This is a genomic window from Streptomyces altiplanensis (assembly GCF_053591575.1).
In genome coordinates this window covers 1-22,938 of sequence record NZ_JBSFUB010000001.1, presented here as the reverse complement: position 1 = coordinate 22,938, position 22,938 = coordinate 1, and the positions used below count along the sequence as shown (strand labels likewise).

General features: G+C 71.5%; 22 protein-coding genes. 17 read left to right on the top strand and 5 right to left on the bottom strand.

Features of this window, described 5'->3' with window-relative positions; all coding sequences use genetic code 11:
- The first annotated feature begins 5 nt into the window (after positions 1-5).
- Positions 6-1,946, top strand: coding sequence for an acyl-CoA dehydrogenase family protein (locus tag ACWD0Y_RS00110; protein WP_450258223.1), 1,941 nt, complete (start codon positions 6-8; stop codon positions 1,944-1,946).
- A 205-nt stretch (positions 1,947-2,151) separates the two neighbouring features.
- Complete coding sequence (aroA, locus tag ACWD0Y_RS00105) at positions 2,152-3,390, top strand: 3-phosphoshikimate 1-carboxyvinyltransferase (RefSeq protein WP_450258222.1); 1,239 nt, start codon at positions 2,152-2,154, stop codon at positions 3,388-3,390.
- A gap of 50 nt (positions 3,391-3,440) precedes the next feature.
- Here the strand turns inward: aroA and ACWD0Y_RS00100 are convergent, their stop codons facing one another.
- Complete coding sequence (locus ACWD0Y_RS00100; protein ID WP_450258221.1) at positions 3,441-3,947, bottom strand: DinB family protein; 507 nt, start codon at positions 3,945-3,947, stop codon at positions 3,441-3,443.
- 158 nt (positions 3,948-4,105) lie between these two features.
- Here ACWD0Y_RS00100 and ACWD0Y_RS00095 point away from each other — a divergent pair, with 158 nt between their 5' ends.
- The 7 genes from ACWD0Y_RS00095 to ACWD0Y_RS00065 all read left to right on the top strand — a co-directional run bounded on the left by ACWD0Y_RS00095 (position 4,106) and on the right by ACWD0Y_RS00065 (position 12,111).
- Positions 4,106-4,849: a hypothetical protein gene (locus ACWD0Y_RS00095; RefSeq protein ID WP_450258220.1), complete on the top strand. Its 744-nt coding sequence runs from the start codon at positions 4,106-4,108 to the stop codon at positions 4,847-4,849.
- 47 nt (positions 4,850-4,896) lie between these two features.
- Positions 4,897-6,150 carry a 1-deoxy-D-xylulose-5-phosphate reductoisomerase gene (dxr, locus tag ACWD0Y_RS00090; protein ID WP_450258219.1) on the top strand — a complete coding sequence of 418 codons (1,254 nt, stop codon included), beginning with the start codon at positions 4,897-4,899 and terminating at the stop codon, positions 6,148-6,150.
- On the top strand, positions 6,147-7,448 hold the full coding sequence (locus ACWD0Y_RS00085) for a M50 family metallopeptidase (protein WP_450258218.1): 1,302 nt from the start codon (positions 6,147-6,149) through the stop codon (positions 7,446-7,448). Before dxr ends, ACWD0Y_RS00085 begins: the two co-directional genes overlap by 4 nt.
- A gap of 139 nt (positions 7,449-7,587) precedes the next feature.
- On the top strand, positions 7,588-8,766 hold the full coding sequence (ispG, locus tag ACWD0Y_RS00080; RefSeq protein WP_093798762.1) for a flavodoxin-dependent (E)-4-hydroxy-3-methylbut-2-enyl-diphosphate synthase: 1,179 nt from the start codon (positions 7,588-7,590) through the stop codon (positions 8,764-8,766).
- Between the two features lie 124 nt (positions 8,767-8,890).
- Positions 8,891-9,736 carry a GNAT family N-acetyltransferase gene (locus ACWD0Y_RS00075; protein WP_450258217.1) on the top strand — a complete coding sequence of 282 codons (846 nt, stop codon included), beginning with the start codon at positions 8,891-8,893 and terminating at the stop codon, positions 9,734-9,736.
- Positions 9,737-9,761: 25 nt separating this feature from the next.
- Entirely contained in the window at positions 9,762-10,334 is a 573-nt protein-coding gene (locus ACWD0Y_RS00070) for a GNAT family N-acetyltransferase (protein WP_450258216.1), read from the top strand.
- Positions 10,335-10,404: 70 nt separating this feature from the next.
- A complete protein-coding gene (locus ACWD0Y_RS00065; protein ID WP_450258215.1) occupies positions 10,405-12,111 on the top strand; it encodes a proline--tRNA ligase in 1,707 nt (568 codons plus the stop codon).
- Positions 12,112-12,171: 60 nt separating this feature from the next.
- Here ACWD0Y_RS00065 and ACWD0Y_RS00060 read toward each other — a convergent pair whose 3' ends face one another.
- Positions 12,172-12,777 carry a TetR/AcrR family transcriptional regulator gene (locus tag ACWD0Y_RS00060; protein ID WP_450258214.1) on the bottom strand — a complete coding sequence of 202 codons (606 nt, stop codon included), beginning with the start codon at positions 12,775-12,777 and terminating at the stop codon, positions 12,172-12,174.
- Positions 12,778-12,866: 89 nt separating this feature from the next.
- Between ACWD0Y_RS00060 and ACWD0Y_RS00055 the strand changes: the two genes are divergently transcribed.
- Complete coding sequence (locus tag ACWD0Y_RS00055; RefSeq protein ID WP_450258213.1) at positions 12,867-13,748, top strand: NAD(P)-dependent oxidoreductase; 882 nt, start codon at positions 12,867-12,869, stop codon at positions 13,746-13,748.
- 6 nt (positions 13,749-13,754) lie between these two features.
- Here the strand turns inward: ACWD0Y_RS00055 and ACWD0Y_RS00050 are convergent, their stop codons facing one another.
- From ACWD0Y_RS00050 to ACWD0Y_RS00040, 3 genes are read right to left on the bottom strand one after another with little or no spacing between them, the layout of a single operon-like run.
- On the bottom strand, positions 13,755-14,654 hold the full coding sequence (locus ACWD0Y_RS00050) for an aminoglycoside phosphotransferase family protein (RefSeq protein ID WP_450258212.1): 900 nt from the start codon (positions 14,652-14,654) through the stop codon (positions 13,755-13,757).
- 34 nt (positions 14,655-14,688) lie between these two features.
- Complete coding sequence (locus ACWD0Y_RS00045) at positions 14,689-15,129, bottom strand: ferritin-like domain-containing protein (RefSeq protein ID WP_450258333.1); 441 nt, start codon at positions 15,127-15,129, stop codon at positions 14,689-14,691.
- A gap of 17 nt (positions 15,130-15,146) precedes the next feature.
- Entirely contained in the window at positions 15,147-15,659 is a 513-nt protein-coding gene (locus ACWD0Y_RS00040) for a hypothetical protein (RefSeq protein WP_450258211.1), read from the bottom strand.
- A 154-nt stretch (positions 15,660-15,813) separates the two neighbouring features.
- On the opposite strand from ACWD0Y_RS00040, the gene rimP reads away from it, so the two are divergent.
- From rimP to truB, 7 genes are all read left to right on the top strand, one after another.
- On the top strand, positions 15,814-16,311 hold the full coding sequence (gene rimP / locus ACWD0Y_RS00035) for a ribosome maturation factor RimP (protein WP_450258210.1): 498 nt from the start codon (positions 15,814-15,816) through the stop codon (positions 16,309-16,311).
- 2 nt (positions 16,312-16,313) lie between these two features.
- Positions 16,314-17,309 carry a transcription termination factor NusA gene (gene nusA / locus ACWD0Y_RS00030; protein ID WP_093798755.1) on the top strand — a complete coding sequence of 332 codons (996 nt, stop codon included), beginning with the start codon at positions 16,314-16,316 and terminating at the stop codon, positions 17,307-17,309.
- A gap of 75 nt (positions 17,310-17,384) precedes the next feature.
- The gene (locus ACWD0Y_RS00025) at positions 17,385-17,663 is read left to right on the top strand and encodes a YlxR family protein (RefSeq protein ID WP_450258209.1); all 279 of its coding nucleotides are present in this window, start codon (positions 17,385-17,387) and stop codon (positions 17,661-17,663) included.
- A 147-nt stretch (positions 17,664-17,810) separates the two neighbouring features.
- A complete protein-coding gene (gene infB, locus ACWD0Y_RS00020; RefSeq protein ID WP_450258208.1) occupies positions 17,811-20,951 on the top strand; it encodes a translation initiation factor IF-2 in 3,141 nt (1,046 codons plus the stop codon).
- A gap of 181 nt (positions 20,952-21,132) precedes the next feature.
- Positions 21,133-21,426 (top strand): DUF503 domain-containing protein, encoded by a 294-nt coding sequence (locus ACWD0Y_RS00015; protein ID WP_450258207.1) that lies wholly within the window; start codon positions 21,133-21,135, stop codon positions 21,424-21,426.
- Between the two features lie 27 nt (positions 21,427-21,453).
- Complete coding sequence (gene rbfA / locus ACWD0Y_RS00010; protein WP_450258206.1) at positions 21,454-21,924, top strand: 30S ribosome-binding factor RbfA; 471 nt, start codon at positions 21,454-21,456, stop codon at positions 21,922-21,924.
- The gene (gene truB, locus ACWD0Y_RS00005; protein WP_450258205.1) at positions 21,921-22,820 is read left to right on the top strand and encodes a tRNA pseudouridine(55) synthase TruB; all 900 of its coding nucleotides are present in this window, start codon (positions 21,921-21,923) and stop codon (positions 22,818-22,820) included. The genes rbfA and truB overlap by 4 nt, the downstream gene beginning before the upstream one ends.
- Positions 22,821-22,938 lie beyond the last annotated feature (118 nt).

Sequence of the window (22,938 nt, the reverse complement as noted above, 5' to 3'; positions counted from 1 at the left end):
TCCTCATGTCCGCACAACCGACCCAGCAGCCCAAGGTCTCCGAGCGCGAAGCACGCCAGGTCGCCGAGGCCGCGCGCGAACAGGACTGGCGCAAGCCCAGCTTCGCCAAGGAACTCTTCCTCGGCCGCCTCCGGCTCGACCTGATCCATCCCCACCCGATGCCGCCGCCGGACGACACCGCGCGCGGCGAGGCGTTCCTCGCCAAACTGCGGGACTTCTGCGAGACGAGGATCGACGGCGCGCGGATCGAGCGCGAAGCGAAGATCCCCGACGAGGTGATCAACGGGCTCAAGGAGCTCGGCGCGCTCGGCATGAAGATCGACACCAGGTACGGCGGTCTCGGCCTCACCCAGGTGTACTACAACAAGGCCCTCGCGCTCGTCGGCTCGGCGAGCCCGGCCATCGGCGCCCTCCTGTCGGCGCATCAGTCGATCGGCGTACCGCAGCCGCTCAAACTCTTCGGCACGCAGGAGCAGAGGGACGCCTTCCTCCCGCGCCTCGCCCGCACCGACATCTCCGCCTTCCTCCTCACCGAGCCCGACGTGGGCTCCGACCCGGCCCGGCTCGCGACGACGGCGGTGCCCGACGGCGACGCGTACGTCATGGACGGCGTGAAGCTCTGGACGACGAACGGGGTGGTCGCCGACCTGCTCGTCGTCATGGCGCGGGTCCCGCGGTCCGAGGGGCACCAGGGCGGCATCACCGCCTTCGTGGTGGAGGCCGACTCCCCGGGCATCACCGTCGAGAACCGCAACGCCTTCATGGGCCTGCGCGGCCTGGAGAACGGCGTCACCCGCTTCCACCGGGTACGGGTCCCCGCCGCGAACCGCATCGGCCCGGAAGGCGCCGGCCTCAAGATCGCCCTCACCACGCTCAACACCGGCCGTCTGTCCCTGCCCGCGATGTGCGTCGGCGCGGGCAAGTGGTGCCTGAAGATCGCCCGCGAGTGGTCGTCGGTGCGCGAGCAGTGGGGCAAGCCGGTCGCCCTCCACGAGGCCGTCGGCTCGAAGATCTCCTTCATCGCCGCCACCACCTTCGCGCTCGAAGCCGTCCTGGACCTCTGCTCGCAGATGGCCGACGAGGACCGCAACGACATCCGCATCGAGGCGGCCCTCGCCAAGCTGTACGGCAGCGAGATGGCCTGCCTGATGGCCGACGAGCTGGTCCAGATCCGCGGCGGCCGGGGCTTCGAGACGGCGGACTCCCTGGCGGCGCGCGGCGAACGGGCCGTCCCCGCCGAGCAGATCCTGCGCGACCTGCGCATCAACCGGATCTTCGAGGGCTCGACCGAGATCATGCACCTGCTGATCGCGCGCGAGGCGGTCGACGCCCACCTGAAGGTGGCGGGCGACATCATCGACCCCGACAAGCCCCTGTCGGCGAAGGCGAAGGCGGGGGTGAACGCGGCGGGCTTCTACGCCAAGTGGCTCCCGAAGCTGGTCACCGGCCCGGGCCAGCTCCCCCGCTCGTACGCCGAGTTCCACCCGGCGGGCCACCCGGACCTCTCGGTCCACCTCCGCTACGCCGAACGCACGGCCCGCAGGCTGGCCCGCTCCACCTTCTACGCCATGTCCCGCTGGCAGGGCCGCATGGAGACGAAGCAGGGCTTCCTCGGCCGCGTCGTCGACATCGGCGCGGAGCTCTTCGCGATGAGCGCGGCCTGCGTACGCGCCGAACTCCTGCGTACGACAGGGGATCACGGCCGCGAGGCGTACCAACTGGCCGACGTCTTCTGCCGCCAGTCGCGCATCCGCACCGAAGAGCTCTTCAACCGGCTGTGGACCAATACCGACGACCTCGACCACAAGGTCGTCAAGGGCGTCCTGTCCGGTACGTACACCTGGCTGGAGGACGGCATCGTCGACCCGAGCGGTGAAGGCCCCTGGATCGCCGAGGCCGCCCCCGGCCCCTCGCAGAAGGAGAACGTCCACCGCCCGATCCGCTGAGGAACCGCGCCCGGAGCCCGGTGGGGCGGCTGCCGCAAGGCCGGCCGCCCCACCGGACGGCGCATGCCCCGCCCCGCGGTCACCGGCGGTGGTTCTCCCCGCGCGGGAGAACGCCGAAGCCGCCCGCCGTGGCGGCGGGCACCGGCATGTCCACAGGGCGGAACAGCCCGCCCCTGCCGCGCCGCACCCGGCAGGATGGGGCCCCGTGACCGTCGTAGACATCCCCGGCTCCAAGTCCGTGACCGCCCGCGCCCTCTTCCTCGCCGCCGCGGCCGCCGGAACCACCACCCTCCTGCGCCCGCTGCGCTCGGACGACACCGAGGGCTTCGCCGAAGGGCTGGGCAGGCTCGGGTACCGGCTGGAGCGCGGGCCGGACGCCTGGCGCGTCGAGGGCCGCCCGGCGGGCCCCGCCGTCGGCGAGGCCGACGTCTACTGCCGCGACGGCGCCACCACCGCCCGCTTCCTGCCCACGCTCGCCGCCGCGGGCGCATCCGGTACGTACCGCTTCGACGCGTCCCCGCAGATGCGCCGCCGCCCCCTCGCCCCGCTCACCGACGCGCTGCGCGCGCTCGGCGTCGACCTGCGCCACGAGGAGGCGGAGGGCCACCACCCCCTCCGCGTCACCGCCGCCGGCATCAAGGGCGGCGAAGTGACCCTGGACGCGGGGGAGTCGTCCCAGTACCTCACCGCGCTCCTGATGCTCGGCCCGCTCACCGCGGAGGGCCTGCGCATCACCGTCACCGACCTGGTCTCGGCGCCGTACGTCGAGATCACGCTCGCGATGATGCGCGGCTTCGGCGCCGAGGTGACGCGCGAGGGCGACACCTTCACGGTCCTGCCCGGCGGCTACCGCGCGACGACGTACGCCGTCGAACCCGACGCGTCCACCGCGAGCTACTTCTTCGCGGCGGCGGCGATCTCACCCGGCCGCGAGGTCACGGTCCCCGGGCTCGGCGCCGGCGCGCTCCAGGGGGACCTGCGCTTCGTCGACGTACTGGAGCGGATGGGCGCCGAGGTCCGCGTCACCGCGGACAGCACCACCGTCCGGGGCACCGGCACCCTGGACGGTCTCACGGTCAACATGCGTGACATCTCCGACACCATGCCGACGCTGGCGGCCGTGGCGCCGTACGCCGCAGGACCGGTCCGTATCGAAGACGTGGCCAACACGCGCGTGAAGGAGTGCGACCGGCTGGAGGCGTGCGCGGAGAACCTGCGCCGGATGGGCGTCACGGTCGCCACCGGCCCCGACTGGATCGAGATCCACCCCAGCACGCCCCGCCCCGCCGAGATCGCGACGCACGGCGACCACCGCATGGCGATGTCCTTCGCCGTCACGTCACTGCGCACCGCCCCCGGTGTCACGTTCGACGACCCCGGCTGCGTACGGAAGACCTTCCCGGCCTTCCACGAGACCTTCGCCGCGCTTCGGCGGGCCTGGTAGCCCGCGGCCGAGGCCGTGCCACGCGCCACGCGCCGGGCCCGCCGCCCGCCTCACGCCCCGACGGCCCCGTCGATGCCCTCCCGGAGGAAGTCGGCGTGGCCGTTGTGCCGGGCGTACTCGTGCATCAGGTGCAGCATGACCAGCCGCAGCGACACGTCCTCGCCCGTCTTCGCCTGGTGGCCGGTCACGTCCAGCGACTCCGCCTCCCGCTCGATGCGGCGCGCGTGCTCCACCTCCGCCCGCCAGGCCGCGAACGCCTCCGACCGCGTGGCCGAACCGGCGTCGTACGCCACCTGGAAGTCGCCCTCGTCCGACCACACCAGTGGTATGTCCTCGCCATTGATCACCCGCCGGAACCACGCCCGCTCCACCTCGGCCATGTGACGCACCAGACCCAGCAGCGACAGCGTCGACGGCGGCATCGACCGCCGGCGCAGCTCCTCGTCGGTCAGCCCGTCGCACTTCATGGCGAGTGTCGCGCGGTGGAAGTCGAGAAAGGCGCGCAGCGTCTCGCGCTCACCCGCGGTCAGGGGCGGACCGATTCGTTCGGTGTTCAAGGGGAAGGCCTCTCTGTACGGGACCGGAGGGCGGAGCCGTGGAGCCGGCCGCCCCGTGGACCACCATCGTGCGGTCACTCACGCATCAACAGAACCAGAGGTCAGGCATGTTCGGGGCGGGCAAGCAAGGCAGGCGGCGGCGCGGGGCGGCTCTCGCCATGGGCGGTCTCCTGTTCGCGGGTGCGGTCGCGTGCGGCGGCGGTGACGGCGGCGGTGACGGCGGCCAGGACGACAAGAAGCCCGGGGACAGGGCCGGCGGCGACAGGGCCGGGGCCACCGCGAGCGCGAGCGGGCCCGAGGTGCTCACCGAGGCGCAGCTCACCGCGGCCTCCTTCACCGACGGGGAGACGATCGGCAGGTACACCGCGTCCGAGTTCACCCTCGGCGCTCCCCATGGCGACGAGTACACCGCCGACCCCGCCGTCTGCCAGCCCCTCGTCAGCCTCGCCGCCGACGTCACCGACTACGACCTGAGGACCGAGGTCAGCCGCAAGGTCGACGTCCCCGGCGAGACGCCCGGCCCCACCGTCGACGTCCAGCTCCGCTCGTACGGAGGCGGCGACGCGGCCCGCGTCATGAAGGACCTCGACAAGGCCGGCGAGGAGTGCGCCGACGGCTTCACCGAGGAGCGCGCCGTCGCCCGGGGGAAGTACCTCAAGGTCGAGCCCGTCGAGACGCCCGGCTTCGGGGCCGGCGCGGACGAGGCCGAGGCGTACCGCTTCACGATCCTCGACGTGAAGGGGAAGCTCAAACTCCACGACTACCTCACGGTCGTACGGTCCGGCTCGACCACTCTCTCCTTCCGCGGCGACATCCTCGGCACCGAGGACATCGGGGGAGTGCCGCGGGAAGTCCTGGACGCCCAGTGGGAGAAGTTCCGGGCGGCGACCGGCGCCAATTGATCCGGGTGCTGTCCGGCCGGTGAGACGTTGCGGCAACAATGGGGGGCATGAGCGACAGCCCAGCCCCCCTCGCCGACCCGCACATCGCCTTCGATCCGTCCGAAGGCCGCCGGGACCTCGTCGTCCTCGGCTCCACCGGGTCCATCGGCACCCAGGCCATCGACCTGGTGCTCCGTAACCCCGACCGCTTCCGCGTCACCGCGCTCTCCGCGGCCGGCGGCCGGGTCGGCCTGCTCGCCGAGCAGGCGCGGCAGCTGCGCGTCCACACCGTCGCGGTCGCCCGCGAAGACGCCGTGCCCGCCCTGCGCGAGGCGCTCGGGGAGCAGTACGGCAGCGGCGAGCCCCTCCCCGAGATCCTGGCCGGACCGGACGCCGCCACCCGGCTCGCCGCCTCCCCGTGCCACACCGTGCTCAACGGCATCACCGGATCCATCGGTCTCGCCCCGACCCTCGCCGCCCTCGAAGCGGGCCGCACCCTCGCCCTCGCGAACAAGGAGTCGCTGATCGTCGGCGGCCCGCTGGTGAAGGCGATCGCCAAGCCCGGCCAGATCATCCCGGTCGACTCCGAGCACGCCGCCCTCTTCCAGGCCCTGGCCGGCGGCACCCGCGCCGACGTCCGCAAGCTCGTCGTCACCGCCTCCGGAGGCCCCTTCCGGGGGCGTACGAAGGCCGAGCTCGCCCACGTCACCCGCGAGGACGCCCTCGCCCACCCCACCTGGGCCATGGGTCCGGTGATCACGGTCAACTCCGCCACCCTGGTCAACAAGGGGCTGGAGGTCATCGAGGCGCACCTCCTCTACGACATCCCCTTCGACCGCATCGAGGTCGTCGTCCACCCCCAGTCGTACGTTCACTCGATGGTGGAGTTCACCGACGGCTCGACACTCGCCCAGGCGACACCGCCCGACATGCGTGGCCCGATCGCCATCGGCATCGGCTGGCCCGAGCGCGTCCCGGACGCCGCCCCCGCCTTCGACTGGTCCAAGGCTTCGACCTGGGAGTTCCACCCGCTCGACGAGGACGCGTTCCCCTCGGTGGGACTCGCCCGCCACGTCGGTACGCTCGCGGGCACGGCTCCCGCGGTGTTCAATGCCGCCAACGAGGAGTGCGTCGACGCGTTTCTCGCCGGGCGGCTGCCGTTCACAGGAATCGTGGATACGGTCGCCGCAGTCGTGGCCGAGCACGGCACCCCGCGTGCGGGAACCTCGCTCACGGTCGCGGACGTCCTGGAAGCCGAGGTCTGGGCACGAGCCCGGGCCCGTGAAATCGCAGAACAGGCAACAGCGGAGGCTCGCGCATGACGACGATCCTGTTGACGGTCCTCGGGATAGTCATCTTCTTCGCCGGGCTGCTCTTCTCGATCGCCTGGCACGAGCTCGGTCACCTCTCGACCGCCAAGCTCTTCGGTGTCCGCGTGCCGCAGTACATGGTCGGCTTCGGCCCCACCATCTGGTCGCGCCACAAGGGCGAGACGGAGTACGGCATCAAGGCGATCCCGCTCGGCGGCTACATCCGCATGATCGGGATGTTCCCGCCCGGGGCCGACGGGAAGGTGGAGGCCAGGTCGACCTCCCCGTGGCGCGGCATGATCGAGGACGCCCGCTCGGCGGCGTACGAGGAACTGCGGCCCGGCGACGAGACTCGCCTCTTCTACACGCGCAAGCCGTGGAAGCGCGTGATCGTGATGTTCGCCGGCCCCTTCATGAACCTGATCCTCGCCGTGGCGATCTTCCTCGGCGTCTTCATGACGATCGGCCTGAACCAGCAGACGACCACGGTCGACCAGGTCGTCCCCTGCGTGGTCGCGCAGAGCGAGAACCGCGACTGCCGCAAGAGCGACCCCGCGTCGCCCGCCAAGGCCGCCGGCCTGCGGGAGGGCGACAGGATCGTCGCCTTCGACGGCAAGCCCGTCGAGGACTGGGCCACGCTCTCGGAGCGTATCCGCGACACCATCGGCCCTGCCTCGATCACGGTCGAGCGCGACGGCCGGGAGAAGGTCCTCCAGGCGGAGCTGATCGCCAACAAGGTGGCCAAGAAGGACGCCCAGGGCCAGCCGATCGCCGACGAGTACGTCGAGGCGGGCTACCTGGGCTTCGGTCCCGGCATGGCCGTCACCCCGCTGTCCTTCAGCGACTCGGTGGACCGGATGGGCGTCATGATCGAGTCCGGCGTGGACTCGCTCATCGCCCTGCCGTCCAAGGTCCCCGACCTGTGGAACGCCGCGTTCAACGGCGAGGAGCGCAAGGCCGATTCCCCCATGGGCGTGGTCGGCGCGGCCCGCGTCGGCGGCGAGATCCTCGGGCTCGGACTGCCCATGGAGAACACCGTCGGGATGATGCTGTTCCTCATCGCGGGCTTCAACCTCTCCCTCTTCCTCTTCAACATGCTGCCGCTCCTGCCGCTCGACGGCGGACACATCGCGGGGGCCCTGTGGGAGTCGCTGAGGCGCAATGTGGCGAAGGTCTTCCGACGGCCCGACCCGGGCCCCTTCGACGTCGCCAAACTGATGCCGGTGGCGTACGTCGTCGCCGGGATCTTCATCTGCTTCACCGCCCTCGTCCTGGTGGCGGACGTAGTGAACCCCGTCCGGATTTCCTGACACGGGGGACTTGCCGACCGCCCACAATGGGGTGGTTTTGTCGACGTGGTGTGCCCCGGGGTTTCGAGGTGACGTAACCTCGATCCCCGGAGCCCGCCGATCTCGGGACCTTGATCCACACCTTGGGGTTGCACAGCAGATGACTGCAATTTCTCTCGGAATGCCGTCCGTTCCGACGAAGCTCGCCGACCGTAGGGTCAGCCGCAAGATCCAGGTCGGGTCGGTGGCGGTCGGCGGGGACGCACCCATCTCGGTGCAGTCGATGACGACGACCAGGACGTCCGACATCGGCGCGACGCTTCAGCAGATCGCGGAGCTGACCGCTTCGGGCTGCCAGATCGTACGGGTGGCCTGCCCCACCCAGGACGACGCGGACGCGCTGGCCACCATCGCCCGCAAGTCGCAGATCCCGGTGATCGCGGACATCCACTTCCAGCCGAAGTACGTGTTCGCCGCGATCGACGCCGGGTGCGCGGCGGTCCGGGTGAACCCGGGCAACATCAAGCAGTTCGACGACAAGGTGAAGGAGATCGCCAAGGCGGCCTCCGCCGCCGGCACCCCGATCCGCATCGGCGTCAACGCCGGATCGCTGGACGCCCGCCTGCTGCAGAAGTACGGCAAGGCCACCCCGGAGGCACTGGTCGAGTCCGCCCTGTGGGAGGCCTCCCTCTTCGAGGAGCACGGCTTCGGCGACATCAAGATCTCGGTCAAGCACAACGACCCGGTCGTGATGGTCAACGCCTACCGTCAGCTCGCCGCGCAGTCCGACTACCCGCTGCACCTCGGTGTGACGGAGGCCGGACCGGCCTTCCAGGGCACCATCAAGTCCGCGGTCGCCTTCGGCGCGCTGCTGAGCGAGGGCATCGGTGACACCATCCGGGTCTCGCTGTCGGCCCCGCCGGCCGAGGAGGTCAAGGTCGGCCTGCAGATCCTGGAGGCGCTCAACCTCAAGCAGCGCCGTCTGGAGATCGTGTCCTGCCCGTCCTGCGGGCGCGCCCAGGTCGATGTGTACAAGCTCGCCGACCAGGTGGCCGCCGGTCTCGACGGCATGGAGGTGCCGCTGCGCGTCGCCGTCATGGGCTGTGTCGTCAACGGTCCCGGCGAGGCGCGCGAGGCGGACCTCGGAGTCGCCTCCGGCAACGGCAAGGGGCAGATCTTCGTCAAGGGCGAGGTCATCAAGACCGTCCCGGAGTCGAAGATCGTCGAGACCCTCATCGAAGAGGCGCTGAAGATCGCCGAGCAGATGGAGAAGGACGGCGTCCCCTCCGGCCCGCCGGTCGTCGACGCGGTGGGTGAGCCCGAGGTCTCCGTCGGCTGACGCCCCGCGGACCGACAGCAGTGGAGCCCCGCCCCCGGCCGGGCTCCGCTGCCGTTCTGCGACACCCCGTGGACACGCCAGGTACAGTGCGGAGATCAGAAGACCGTACGGTGAGGCCCCTCACGTGTTGACTCAGACCACTACCCGGGTCCTCGGCCCAGGCGATCTCGGCGCCGCACTCGCCATCCTCGAGAGCGAGCCCGTCGCCAACGCCTTCGTGACCTCGCGCGTCCAGGCCGCCGGACTCGACCCCTGGCGCCTCGGCGGCGAGATGTGGGGCTGGTACGCGGACGGCCGGCTCCGCTCGCTCTGCTACTCCGGCGCCAACCTCGTCCCGATCTGCGCGCCCCCCGAAGCGGTACGCGCCTTCGCCGACCGCGCCCGCAGGGCCGGCCGCCGCTGCTCGTCGATCGTCGGCCCCGCCGAGGCCACCGGGCAGCTGTGGCGGCTGCTCGAACCCAGCTGGGGCCCGGCCCGCGAGGTGCGCGCGCGCCAGCCGCTCATGGTCACCGAGGAGCCCTCGCCCGAGGTCCGGCCGGACCCGCGCGTCCGGCGCATCCGCAAGACCGAGATCGATGTGATCATGCCCGCGTGCGTGGCGATGTTCACCGAGGAGGTCGGCGTCTCGCCGCTCGCCGGTGACGGCGGGCTGCTCTACCAGGCGCGCGTCGCCGAACTGGTCGCCGCCGGGCGGTCGTTCGCCCGTATCGAGGACGGCAAGGTCGTCTTCAAGGCCGAGATCGGCGCGGCGACCCCCCGGGCCTGCCAGATCCAGGGCGTCTGGGTGGCCCCCGAGTTCCGCGGCCGCGGCCTGTCCGAGACCGGCATGGCGGCCGTACTGCGCTACGCGCTGGCCGATGTCGCCCCCGTCGTCAGCCTGTACGTCAACGACTTCAACACGGCGGCCCGCGCCTCCTACCGCCGGGTCGGCTTCCGCGAGGTCGGTGCGTTCATGAGCGTGTTGTTCTGACCTTGCCGCCCAGTAGGGTCGCTCCATGGCACCTCTTTCCGGGGGCGAACCCCACAGCCCCGCCGTAGTGGTCGCGCCGGTCGATCTCGCCGCGCGCGTGGACGAGGCGCTCGCCGTCCAGGCCCTCGCCTTCGGGCTCACCGACGAGGAGATCGGTGTACGCCGTCACATCGTGCTGCGGCACCTGCTGAACCCCGGTGCGCGGGCGCTCGGCGCGACGACGCCCGACGGACGGCTCGTCGGCTTCGTCTACGGGATGCCCAACGACCGTACGCACTGGTGGTCCACGGTCGTCGAGCCGTACCTGCGCCGCGCCGGGAACGACGACTGGCTCGACGACTCCTTCGTCATCACCGAACTGCACGTCGACCCCGCCCACCAGGCACGCGGCATCGGCCGTGAGCTGATCACCACCATCACCGACACCGCGTCGCAGTCGCGTTCGATCCTCTCCGCGATCGACATCGAGAGCCCGGCACGCCGCCTCTACCGCGCGCTGGGCTACGCCGACCTGGCCCGCCAGGTGCACTTCCCGAGCGCCCCCAGGCCGTACGCCGTGATGGGCGCCCCGCTCCCGCTGCGCCGTCACGGCGCGTAACGGATTTCCCGGTGCCTGTACTGCCCGGCTAACCTCCTAGCCATCACACTTTTCTTCGCAGGAGTTCACCATGGCCCAGGTCCAGCGCATGTCCCGTCTGATGGTCAAGACACTGCGTGACGACCCGGCGGACGCCGAGACGCTCAGCCACAAGCTGCTGGTGCGCGCCGGGTACGTCCGCCGGAACGCGGCGGGGATCTGGACCTGGCTCCCGCTGGGCAAGAAGGTCCTCGAGAACATCTCGCGCGTCGTGCGCGAGGAGATGGACGAGATCGGCGCCCAGGAGGTGCTGCTGCCGGCGCTCCTGCCCAAGGAGGCGTACGAGGCGAGCGGCCGCTGGGAGGAGTACGGCGACCTGCTGTTCCGCCTCAAGGACCGCAAGGGCGCCGACTACCTGCTCGGTCCGACGCACGAAGAGATCTTCACGCAGACCGTCAAGGACCAGTGCACGTCCTACAAGGACCTGCCGGTGATGCTCTACCAGATCCAGACGAAGTACCGCGACGAGGCGCGTCCGCGCTCCGGCGTGCTGCGCGGCCGCGAGTTCCAGATGAAGGACTCGTACTCCTTCGACACGACGGACGAGGGCCTCGCCGAGTCGTACGCGCTGCACCGCGCCGCGTACCAGAAGATCTTCGCGCGCCTCGGCCTCGACTTCCGCATCGTCTCCGCCGTGTCCGGCGCGATGGGCGGTTCGGCGTCCGAGGAGTTCCTGGCCCCGGCCGCGGCCGGCGAGGACACCTTCGTGGACTGCCCGTCCTGCGACTACGCGGCCAACACGGAGGCCGTGACCTTCAGCGCCGAGGCCGTCGCCGCCGCGTACGACGGCTCGGAGCACGGCCCGGTCGTCGAGCTGGACACCCCCGACACCCCGACGATCGAGACCCTCGCCCAGCACCTGGGCGTACCGGCCTCGGCGACCCTGAAGAACCTGCTCGTGAAGGTCGACGGCGAGATCGTCGCCGTCGGCGTCCCCGGCGACCGCGAGGTCGACCTGGGCAAGCTCGGCGAGCACCTGGCGCCCGCCGTGGTCGAGCTCGTCACGGCCGAGGACTTCGTGGGCCGCCCCGACCTGGTACGCGGCTACGTCGGCCCGCAGGGCCTGGAGAAGGTCCGCTACATCGCGGACCCGCGCGTCGCCGCCGGCACCGCCTGGATCACCGGCGCCAACAAGCAGGACAAGCACGCGAAGAACGTCGTCGCGGGCCGCGACTTCCAGGTCGACGACTACCTCGACGTCGTCGTCGTCGAAGAGGGCGACCCGTGCCCGAAGTGCGGCGCCGGCCTCAAGCTGGACCGCGCGATCGAGATCGGCCACATCTTCCAGCTCGGCCGCAAGTACGCCGACACCTTCCAGCTCGACGTGCTCGGCCAGCAGGGCAAGCCGGTCCGCGTGACCATGGGCTCGTACGGCATCGGCGTCTCCCGCGCCGTCGCCGCCCTCGCCGAGCAGTCCGCCGACGACAAGGGCCTGTGCTGGCCGGCCGAGATCGCCCCGGCCGACGTGCACGTCGTCGCCGCCGGCAAGGCGCTCCAGACGGAGCTGGCCGTCGAGGTCGCCGACAAGCTGGGCGCGGCCGGCCTGCGGGTGCTGGTCGACGAGCGTCCGGGCGTCTCGCCGGGCGTGAAGTTCACGGACGCCGAGCTCATCGGCGTACCGAAGATCCTGGTGGCGGGCCGCCGCAGCGCCGAGGGCGTCGTGGAGCTCAAGGACCGCCGCACGGGCGAGCGCGAGGAGCTGACGGTGGACGAGGCGATTGCCCGCCTGACCGCCTGACGCAGAGCAGACACACGAGGGCCCCGCGCGATCGCGCGGGGCCCTCGCCGCGTTTTCGCGTCAGCGGTACGAGTCGATGAGCCTCGCCAGATGACGGCCCGCGATCTCCAGCGGCTCCTCGCTCCGGGAGACCTGGGCGGCCAGCTCGGCGCCCTCCAGCGTGTTGATCACGGTGTACGCGAGCGCGGGGGCCTCGTCCTCGGCCACGCCCGCCTCGCGCAGCCTGTCCGACACCACCGCCCGCCAGCGTGCGAACGCCTCGGCGGCGGCCCGCTGGATGTCCGGGGCGCTCCCCGCCGTACCCACGACCGTCGAGGTCACCGGGCAGCCCTCGGCCCAGTCGGAGGCGCGCAGGCCCTCGGCGAGGGCCCCGGTCAGGGCGAGGACGGCCTTCGCCGGGTCCTGCCGGTCCTCGAACGTCTCGCGCAGGATGTCGGTGAACTCCTGGTCGCCGTGGTGTACGGCGGCCACGGCCAGCTCCTGCTTGCCGCCGGGGAAGAAGTGGTAGACGGATCCCAGCGTGGCCTCGGCCTCCCGCGAGATCTGCTTGATCCCGGTCCCTTCGTACCCCTGCCGCTGCATCAGCCGTGAGGTCGTCCGGACGATCCGCTCGCGCGTACCCGGCCCCGGTCCCGTTCCCGTGTTCTGCTCCGCCTTGGTCTTCACGCGTCGAGCTTACCAAATAGAGCGTTCGTTCCAGAGTCTGTGCTAGATTCCTTCCTGGATAGAGCGTTCGTTCTAGAGGGAGATTTCGCATGCGTGAGCAGCAGCAGTCCGTGACCGTGATCGGCCTCGGCCCGATGGGGCAGGCGATGGTGGGCGCGTTCCTGGACGCCGGCCACGAGGTGACCGTGTGGAACCGGACGGCGAGCCGGGCCGACGAACTGGTGGCGAGGGGGGCGCGCCGGGCGGCCACGGTCGAGGAGGCACTCGCCGCCAACGAACTGGTCGTCCTCAGCCTCACCGACTACGACGCGATGTACGCCATCCTGGAGCCGGCCACCGCGTCGCTGAACGGACGGGTCCTCGTCAATCTCAGCTCCGACACCCCCGACAAGGCCCGCGCGGCCGCCGAGTGGGCCGCCGGGCACGGCGCGCGCCACCTCACCGGCGGGGTGCAGTCCTCGCCCTCGACCATCGGCGGGCCGGACGTGTCGACGTACTACAGCGGCCCGAAGGACGTCTTCGAGGCCCACCAGGACACCCTGAAGGTGCTCACCGGCACGGACTACAAGGGCGAGGACCCCGGCCTGGCCGCGCTCTACTACCAGCTCCAGATGGACATGTTCTGGACCGGCCTGGTCAGTTGGCTGCACGCCCTCGCGGTGGCCGGTGCGAACGGCATCAGCGCCGAGGAGCTCCTGCCGCACGCCTCGGAGACGTTCGCCTCGATGCCGGACTTCCTCCGGTTCTACACCCCGCGGATCGACGCGAGGGAGCACCCCGGCGACGTCGACAGGCTCGCCATGGGGGTGGCCAGCGTCGCGCACGTCCTGCACACCACGCGCGACGCGGGTGTCGACCCGGCGCTGCCCGCCGCGATGCTCGGCATCTTCGAGCGGGGCATGGCGGACGGCCACGCCGGTGACAGCGTCACCAGCCTGGTCGAGGTCTTCAGGAAGGCGGGGGCGCGATAACGGACGCTACAGCCAGCCGGCGAACTCCAGCAGCAGTTCGGCGTCCTGGTGGCGGCCGGCCGCGGTCGCCCGTACCCCCGACTCCACCGCACGGAACAGCGTCCAGCCGTGCAGCCTGGCCCGGTCCACGTCCAGGGAGTCGGCGAGCTTGTTCACCCGGCGGCGGGTGACGGACGCGCCCGCCGCCGTCGCGACGAGGTCCTCGACCCGGTCGCGGACCAGCCGGGCCAGGTCGTACGCCCGCTCCCCGACCAGCGGGTCGGGCCCGACGGCCAGCCACGGGGCCCGGTCGCCGGCGAGCACCTTGCCCTGCCGGAAGTTGCCGTGCAGCAGCAGGAGTTCACCGGCGGACGCCGTCAGCTCGTCACGCGCCGCGAGGGCCGCCTCGACCAGTGGGGCGAGCGAGGGGCCTGCGGAGCGCATCGCCGCCGCCTGGCGGGCCGTGCGCTGGGCGACGGTCTCGAAGGGGTGGTCCGCGGGCGGCTCGACCCACAGCCGCCGTACGGTCCCGGCCGCTTCGAGCAGCGCCTTGGCCTCCGGCAGGGAACGCAGTGAGACCTCGCTGTGCAGCCGCTCCAGGAGGAGCTCGCCGCCACCCGCTTCCTCCCGGTCGAGCAGCTGGACCGCCCCCCAGCCGTTCCAGTGCGCCAGCGCCGCCCGCTCCGGGCCGGGGCCGGCCTCCTCGGGCGCGATCTTGAGCGCGGCCGGAGTGCCGTCCTGCTGCCGTACGAGAACGACCAGGCTGCTCCTGCCGCCGGGGTTCTGCACCCGCTCGACGGTCAGCCCCCGCCGGGACACGGCCTCCTCGGCGAGCTCGGGCAGCTTCCCGAGCCAGTCGGCGGCCGCCGCGTCTCCGTACGCCTCGCCCAGCGCTCGTACGAGACGCGGCGGCGCTTCAAAAAGCATGCGTGTGGGTCCCCTTCAAAGGCCGGCTCAAAGCTCACTGCTTGCGGCTCGTGGCCGGGGTGGTCAGCTCGGCGAGCCCAGGAAAGGCTACGCCGCGTCCCCGCCAGCGCACCGCCCGCACCGCTGCCTCCCGCAGCGCCCCCGCCGCCTCGCGCCGGAGCGGCCCGGTGGCGGCGCGTACGAGATCGGAGTAGACGCCGGCCACCCGGTTCTCCAGCTCGGCGGCGAGCCGCAGCGCCGCGGCCGCGTCGGGCACCGGGAACGGCAGGGTGTACGCGGCGGCCGCGGCCACCGGGGTGGCGCCCAGGTCGCGCACGGTCCGCTCCAGCGCGTCGCGCCGCGCACGGTGGGCGTCGTATGCCTCCCGCGCCTCGTCCCTGCGCTCGTCGGCGATCCGGCCGCCGACGACCCCGTACCCGTACACGGCGGCGTGTTCGGCGGCCAGGGCGGCCTGCACGGCCTCCACCGCCTGCATGCCGGTCGGCGTCCCGCTCACCCGTCGCTCCCCTCGGTCGTCAGCAGATACACGTGCGCGGCGCCGGCCGCGGCGACGGACGCCAGCAGCCGTGCCAGCTCCGCCGGCGCGTCGAGGAGGGCCGCGGTGTGCGCGTCGGCGCCGCGCCGTTCCTCGGCGGCGAGCTCCTTCAGCGCGGCCTTCGGCTCGGTGGCGACGGCCGGCGGCGCGGAGGCGCGGCCCGCCGGGCCCCCGGCCCGCAGCGCGTCCGTCTGCCGGGCCACCGCTTCGCGCAGCGGTTCCAGCCGGCCGGCGGTGGAGGGGTGGGCGGCGATGACGGCGTCGTAGTGCGCCAGGAGCGTCTGCCGCACCCGCGCGGAACGCTTCCGCAGCCTCGCCTCGGTCCGCGCGGACGCGGCCCCGGCCCCGGCGGCGGAGCCTTCCGTGCCCCGCGGAGCCGAACCCTCCGTACACCCGCCGGCCAGCAGCGCGACGGCCGCGGCCCCGGTCGCCGCGAGCGCACCCCTGCGTGTGGTTTCCGTGCGCCGCACGTGTGTCTCCCTCGGGCCTCTGCGGTGATCACCGCAGGCGAGCGTACCTGCGGCCGCGCGGTGGGCGGACGGCAACACCCCTCGGGACCGGATACCCTTTGATCTGACACGCGACGATCCACACAACAGCACACGCGGCCGAGGAGTCACCCGGATGAGCACCACCCAGAGCGACAGGCTGCGCGCACTCCTGGAACCACTGGTCAGCGCAGAAGGCCTCGATCTGGAAGACATCGAGGTGTCCCGGGCGGGCCGCCGCCGCCAGCTGAGGATCGTCGTCGACTCCGACGAGGGCGTGGAACTCGACGCCTGCGCCGAGCTGAGCCGCGCCGTCTCCGAGAAGCTCGACGAGACGGACGCGATGGGCGAGGGCGAGTACGTCCTCGAAGTCAGTTCGCCGGGCGCCGACCGCCCGCTGTCGGAGCGCCGCCACTACGTACGGGCCACCGGACGCCTCGCCAAGCTCACGCTGAACGACGCCACCGAGCTGGTCGCGCGCATTCTGGCCGTGGACGAGGAAGGGCTCGACCTCGAAGTGCCGGGCGTGAAGGGCCGCAAGCCCACCGCCCGCCGGGTCGCCTTCGCGGACATCGCCAAGGCGCGGGTGGAGATCGAGTTCAACCGCAAGGACAAGAAGGAAGAGGAGGCGTAGCCATGGACATCGACGTAAAGCTCCTGAAGGGCTTGGCGAAAGAAAAGGAGATCTCCTTCGACCTTTTGGTCGAGGCGATCGAATCGGCCCTCCTCATCGCGTACCACCGCACCGAGGGAAGCCACCGCCGCGCGCGCGTGGAACTCAACCGCGAGACCGGGCACGTGACGGTCTGGGCGAAGGAGGACCCGGCGGATCTCGAAGAGGGCCAGGAGCCCAAGGAATTCGACGACACCCCGTCCGACTTCGGACGGATCGCGGCGAGCACCGCCAAGCAGGTCATCCTCCAGCGTCTGCGCGACGCCGAGGACGACCGGACCTTCGGCGAGTACGCGGGCCACGAGGGCGACGTCGTCACGGGCGTCGTGCAGCAGGGCAGGGACCCCAAGAACGTCCTGGTCGACCTCGGCAAGCTGGAAGCCATCCTGCCCGTGCAGGAGCAGGTGCCCGGCGAGGAGTACACGCACGGCCTGCGACTGCGGTCGTACGTCGTACGGGTGGCCAAGGGAATGCGCGGCCCGTCCGTGACGTTGTCACGTACGCACCCCAACCTGGTGAAGCAGCTCTTCGCCCTGGAGGTGCCGGAGATCGCGGACGGCTCGGTCGTCATCGAGGCCATCGCCCGCGAGGCCGGCCACCGCTCCAAGATCGCCGTACGGTCGACGCGGTCGGGTCTGAACCCCAAGGGCGCCTGCATCGGCCCGATGGGCGGGCGTGTGCGCAACGTCATGGCCGAGCTGCACGGCGAGAAGATCGACATCGTGGACTGGTCGGACGACCCGGCCGAGATGGTGGCCAACGCGCTGTCGCCCGCACGCGTCAGCAAGGTCGAGATCGTGGACATGGCGACCCGCTCCGCCCGGGTCACCGTGCCCGACTACCAGCTCTCGCTGGCCATCGGCAAGGAGGGCCAGAACGCCCGCCTCGCCGCCCGGCTGACCGGCTGGCGCATCGACATCCGTCCCGACACCGAGCAGCCCTCGGACGACCGGGACTGAGGCAGGTTTCACGACAACAACCGTTCGATTTTTGCCCCGATGGGGTGAGGTCGCTGCGGGGAGGTAGACTTAATAGTGTCTGGCCGGACGCATGCCCGCGTATGCCCTGAGCGAACCTGTGTGGGATGCCGGGAGCGAGCGGCCAAGAGCGGACTGCTGCGGATCGTGGTGGTCGAGGGCGAGTGTGTCCCCGATCCTCGCGGTACGCTGCCCGGCCGGGGTGCGTACGTTCACCCCGCCCCTGCCTGTCTCGCTCTGGCGGTCCGCCGCCGGGCGTTTCCCCGGGCCTTTCGGGGCCGGGCACCGCTCGACACAACGGCACTGAGCCAGTTTGTCGAGCAGGCAACACCGTAAGAAGAGAACGGCACGGATAACCGTGCGGTCAGGTACCTCGCGAGTTGGAAGTAGGTCGAGATTGCGATGAGCACTCGATGAGTACGCGATGAGTACGCCCATGAAGTAGCGACGGTCCGGCGGTAACCCGGACCTCAAAGGAGCGAAGTGGCAAAGGTCCGGGTATACGAACTCGCCAAGGAGTTCGGTGTGGAGAGCAAGGTCGTCATGGCCAAGCTCCAAGAACTTGGTGAATTCGTCCGCTCGGCGTCCTCGACGATCGAGGCGCCGGTTGTACGCAAACTGACTGACGCACTGCAGGGTCCCGGCGGCAACGCCGGCAAGTCCGCAGCCAAGCCGGGCGCGCCGCGTAAGGCGACGCCCGCAAAGCCGTCCCCGACGGCCCCCTCGTCCGCGCCCTCCCCGGCGCAGGCAGCACGTCCCGGCGCCCCGAAGCCCGGTGCCCCGGCCCCCAGGCCGGCCGCGGCCGAGGCTCCGAAGAGCGCCCCGGCGGCGTCCGCGCCGTCCGGCGCCCCGCGTCCGGGCCCCAAGCCCGCACCGGCCAAGCCCGCTCCGGCGGCACCGGTGCCCGCGGCGGAGTTCTCCGCGCCCGAGCCGGCCCAGCAGGCTGCCCCCGCGCAGCCGCAGCAGGCCCCGCGCCCCACGGGCGCCACGCCCGGCCCGCGTCCCGCCCGTCCGGCTCCGGCCGGTCAGCGTGACGGTGGTCAGCGTGACGGCGGCCAGCGCGACGACCGCCGTGGTGGCGAGCGTCCCGCCCGTCCCGGCGGCCAGCAGGCCCCGCGTCCGGGCGGTGCCCGTCCCGCGGGTCCGCGTCCGGGCAACAACCCGTTCACCTCCGGCGGCTCCACCGGCATGGCGCGCCCCCAGGCGCCCCGTCCCGGCGGCGCGCCCCGTCCGGGCGGCGGCGCCGGTGCTCCGGCACCCGGTGGCGCCCCGCGCCCGCAGGGCGGTCCCGGCGGCGCTCCGCGTCCGCAGGGCCAGGGCGGCGCACGTCCGACCCCCGGTGGCATGCCCCGTCCGCAGGGCGGCGCCCCGCGTCCGGGCGGTGCTCCCGGCGGTAACCGTCCGAACCCCGGCATGATGCCGCAGCGTCCGGCTGCCGGTCCCCGTCCTGGTGGCGGTCCCGGCGGCGGTGGCCGCGGTCCCGGCGGCCCCGGTGGCCGTCCGGGTGGCGGCGGCGGTCGTCCCGGCGGCGGCTTCGCCGGCCGTCCGGCCGGTCCCGGTGGCGGTGGCGGCGGCTTCGCCGGCCGTCCCGGTGGTCCCGGCGGCGGTGGCGGCGCGGGCCGTCCCGGTGGCGGCGGCGGCTTCGGCGGTCGTCCCGGCTTCGGTGGCCGTCCCGGCGGTCCCGGTGCCCGTGGTGGCACGCAGGGTGCGTTCGGCCGTCCCGGCGGGCCCGCTCGTCGCGGTCGCAAGTCGAAGAGGCAGAGGCGCCAGGAGTACGAGGCCATGCAGGCCCCGTCCGTGGGCGGCGTCATGCTGCCTCGCGGCAACGGACAGACCGTCCGCCTGTCGCGCGGTGCCTCGCTCACCGACTTCGCCGAGAAGATCAACGCCAACCCGGCGTCGCTCGTCGGCGTGATGATGAACCTCGGCGAGATGGTCACTGCCACGCAGTCCGTCTCCGACGAGACGCTGAAGCTCCTCGCGGAAGAGATGAACTTCGTCCTCGAGATCGTCAGCCCGGAGGAGGAGGACCGCGAGCTCCTCGAGTCCTTCTCCATCGAGTTCGGCGAGGACGAGGGCGGCGAGGAAATGCTCGTCTCCCGTCCGCCGGTCGTGACCGTCATGGGTCACGTCGACCACGGTAAGACCCGACTGCTGGACGCGATCCGCAAGACGAACGTCGTCGCGGGCGAGGCCGGCGGTATTACGCAGCACATCGGTGCGTACCAGGTCGCCACCGAGGTCAACGGTGAAGAGCGCGCCATCACCTTCATCGACACCCCCGGTCACGAGGCGTTCACCGCCATGCGTGCCCGTGGTGCGAAGTCCACCGACATCGCGATCCTCGTGGTCGCGGCGAACGACGGTGTGATGCCGCAGACGATCGAGGCGCTGAACCACGCCAAGGCGGCCGACGTGCCGATCGTGGTCGCGGTCAACAAGATCGACGTCGAGGGTGCCGACCCGACCAAGGTGCGCGGTCAGCTCACCGAGTTCGGTCTGGTGGCCGAGGAGTACGGCGGCGACACGATGTTCGTCGACATCTCCGCCAAGCAGGAGCTGAACATCGATCAGCTGCTGGAGGCCGTGGTCCTGACCGCGGACGCTTCGCTCGACCTCCGGGCGAACGCGGAGATGGACGCGCAGGGTATTGCGATCGAGGCCCACCTCGACCGCGGTCGCGGCGCCGTCGCCACCGTGCTCGTCCAGCGCGGAACGCTCCGCGTCGGTGACACGATGGTCGCCGGTGACGCGTACGGCCGAGTCCGGGCGATGCTCGACGACCACGGCAACAACGTCGAGGAAGCGGGTCCGTCGACCCCCGTCCTGGTCCTGGGTCTCACCAACGTCCCCGGCGCCGGCGACAACTTCCTGGTCGTCGACGAGGACCGTACGGCCCGCCAGATCGCCGAGAAGCGTGCGGCGCGCGAGCGCAACGCGGCCTTCGCCAAGCGCACCCGCCGGGTGTCCCTCGAGGACCTCGACAAGGTGCTCAAGGCCGGTCTGGTCCAGGACCTCAACATCATCATCAAGGGCGACGCGTCCGGTTCGGTGGAGGCTCTCGAGTCCTCGCTGCTCCAGCTCGACGTCGGTGAAGAGGTTGAGATCCGGGTCCTGCACCGCGGTGTGGGTGCGGTCACCGAGTCCGACATCGACCTGGCGATGGGCTCCGACGCCATCGTCATCGGCTTCAACGTCCGAGCTGCCGGCCGCGCCGCGCAGATGGCGGACCGCGAGGGCGTCGACGTCCGGTACTACTCGGTCATCTACCAGGCGATCGAAGAGATCGAAGCGGCCCTCAAGGGCATGCTCAAGCCGGAGTACGAAGAGGTCGAGCTCGGCACGGCGGAGATCCGCGAGATCTTCCGCTCGTCCAAGCTGGGCAACATCGCCGGTGTCCTGGTCCGCTCGGGCGAGGTCAAGCGCAACACCAAGGCGCGCCTCATCCGCGACGGCAAGGTCATCGCCGAGGACCTCAACATCCAGGGTCTGCGCCGCTTCAAGGACGACGTCACCGAGATCCGCGAAGGCTTCGAGGGCGGTATCAACCTCGGAAACTTCAACGACATCAAGATCGACGACGTCATCGCGACGTACGAGATGCGCGAGAAGCCGCGCGGCTGAGCCGTGTAGCTGCGCAGTACAGTCGGGGCCGCTCGGCGGAGATTATTTCCGTCGAGCGGCCCCGGCCGTTGCGTGTACGGTTCTTGTGTCCCTGCCGAGTGGTCGGCGGGACACGGCCGTGCCAGTCCGGGGGACGACCCCCGGGCCCCCGAACCCGTACCGGCGGGACATCCGGACACACATGTACGTGGGGACACTGTCCTTCGACCTGCTCCTCGGCGACGTACGGTCGCTGAAGGAGAAGCGCTCCGTAGTACGCCCGATCGTCGCCGAGCTGCACCGCAAATTCGCAGTGAGCGTGGCGGAAGTCGGCGACCAGGATGTCTATCGCAGAGCCGAGATCGGCGTGGCGGTGGTCTCAGGGGATACGGGGCATCTCACAGACATACTGGACCGGTGCGAGCGCATGGTCGCCGCCCGGCCCGAGGTGGAGCTGCTGTCGGTGAGACGGCGGCTGCACAGTGACGAAGACTGACGTTCAGCAGAAAGAGGAGACGGACCGGTGACCGACAAAGCGCGGGCCCGCAAGCTGGCCGATCGCATCCAGGTCGTGGTCGCGGAGACCCTGGACCGGCGAATCAAGGATCCGCGACTGGGGTTCGTGACCATCACGGACGCCCGGGTCACCGGTGACCTGCGGGAGGCCACGGTCTTCTACACGGTCTACGGCGACGACGAAGCGCGCGCCGCTTCGGCCGCCGCGCTGGAGAGCGCCAAGGGCGTCCTGCGTTCCGAGGTCGGCCGGCAGACCGGGGTGCGTCACACGCCGTCGCTGACGTTCGTCGCGGACGCACTGCCGGACACCGCGCGCACGATCGAGGACCTCCTCGACAAGGCGCGTGCCAAGGACGCCGAGGTGCGCCAGGTCTCGACGGGCAAGACGTACGCCGGCGACGCCGACCCGTACCGCAAGCCCGAGGACGACGCCGACGAAGGCGCCGACGACGAGGACGAGGGCGAAACCGCGGGATGAAGCGCACCACCACGACGCCGGACGGCCTTGTCATCGTCGACAAGCCGTCCGGCTTCACTTCGCACGACGTCGTCGCCAAGATGCGCGGGATCGCCAAGACCCGCCGCGTCGGCCACGCGGGCACGCTCGACCCCATGGCGACGGGCGTCCTCGTCCTCGGCGTCGAGAAGGCCACGAAACTCCTCGGTCACCTCGCACTGACCGAGAAGGAGTACCTGGGCACGATCCGGCTCGGCCAGACCACGGTCACCGACGACGCGGAGGGCGACATCACCACGTCCACCGACGCGTCCGGCGTGACCAGGGAAGGCATCGACGCGGGCGTCGCCGGGCTGACCGGCGCCATCATGCAGGTGCCGTCCAAGGTCAGCGCCATCAAGATCAACGGCAAGCGGTCGTACTCGCGGGTGCGCGAGGGCGAGGAGTTCGAGATCCCGGCCCGGCCGGTGACCGTCTCGTCCTTCCAGGTGTACGACGTGCGCGAGGCGGTGGCCGAGGACGGGACGCCCGTCGTCGACCTCGTCGTCTCCGTGGTCTGCTCCTCCGGTACGTACATCCGCGCCCTCGCCCGTGACCTCGGCGCGGGGCTCGGCGTGGGCGGGCACCTGACCGCGCTGCGCCGGACCCGGGTCGGCCCGTACGGGCTCGACGCGGCGAAGACGCTGGAGCAGCTCCAGGAGGAGCTCACGGTCATGCCGATCGCCGACGCGGCGGCCGCCGCGTTCGCGCGCTGGGACGTGGACCAGAGGCGCGCGGGCCTGGTGACCAACGGCGTACGGCTCGACATGCCGGCGTACGACACCAGCCCGGTCGCTGTCTTCGGGCCCGAGGGGCGTTTCCTCGCGCTCGTCGAGGAGAGCCGGGGCAAGGCGAAGAGCCTCGCCGTATTCGCCTGACGCGTCGAAGTCACCGTGGAGCGGCCCGCCCGGGGGCCTCGACGTCCTCGGCGAGCTCTTCCGTACGCCGTGCGTGGTTGTCCAGCACCGCGCGGCGCTGGGCGTTGAAGTCGAGGCC

Excerpts from the sequence above, each read along its gene's own strand:
- ACWD0Y_RS00110 (WP_450258223.1), top strand. The coding sequence starts at position 6 with ATGTCCGCACAACCGACCCAGCAGCCCAAGGTCTCCGAGCGCGAAGCA.
- ACWD0Y_RS00095 (WP_450258220.1), top strand. The coding sequence starts at position 4,106 with ATGGGCGGTCTCCTGTTCGCGGGTGCGGTCGCGTGCGGCGGCGGTGAC.
- dxr (WP_450258219.1), top strand. The coding sequence starts at position 4,897 with ATGAGCGACAGCCCAGCCCCCCTCGCCGACCCGCACATCGCCTTCGAT.
- ACWD0Y_RS00085 (WP_450258218.1), top strand. The coding sequence starts at position 6,147 with ATGACGACGATCCTGTTGACGGTCCTCGGGATAGTCATCTTCTTCGCC.
- ispG (WP_093798762.1), top strand. The coding sequence starts at position 7,588 with ATGACTGCAATTTCTCTCGGAATGCCGTCCGTTCCGACGAAGCTCGCC.
- ACWD0Y_RS00070 (WP_450258216.1), top strand. The coding sequence starts at position 9,762 with ATGGCACCTCTTTCCGGGGGCGAACCCCACAGCCCCGCCGTAGTGGTC.
- ACWD0Y_RS00065 (WP_450258215.1), top strand. The coding sequence starts at position 10,405 with ATGGCCCAGGTCCAGCGCATGTCCCGTCTGATGGTCAAGACACTGCGT.
- ACWD0Y_RS00055 (WP_450258213.1), top strand. The coding sequence starts at position 12,867 with ATGCGTGAGCAGCAGCAGTCCGTGACCGTGATCGGCCTCGGCCCGATG.
- ACWD0Y_RS00050 (WP_450258212.1), bottom strand. The coding sequence starts at position 14,654 with ATGCTTTTTGAAGCGCCGCCGCGTCTCGTACGAGCGCTGGGCGAGGCG.
- ACWD0Y_RS00045 (WP_450258333.1), bottom strand. The coding sequence starts at position 15,129 with ATGCAGGCGGTGGAGGCCGTGCAGGCCGCCCTGGCCGCCGAACACGCC.
- rimP (WP_450258210.1), top strand. The coding sequence starts at position 15,814 with ATGAGCACCACCCAGAGCGACAGGCTGCGCGCACTCCTGGAACCACTG.
- nusA (WP_093798755.1), top strand. The coding sequence starts at position 16,314 with ATGGACATCGACGTAAAGCTCCTGAAGGGCTTGGCGAAAGAAAAGGAG.
- ACWD0Y_RS00015 (WP_450258207.1), top strand. The coding sequence starts at position 21,133 with ATGTACGTGGGGACACTGTCCTTCGACCTGCTCCTCGGCGACGTACGG.
- truB (WP_450258205.1), top strand. The coding sequence starts at position 21,921 with ATGAAGCGCACCACCACGACGCCGGACGGCCTTGTCATCGTCGACAAG.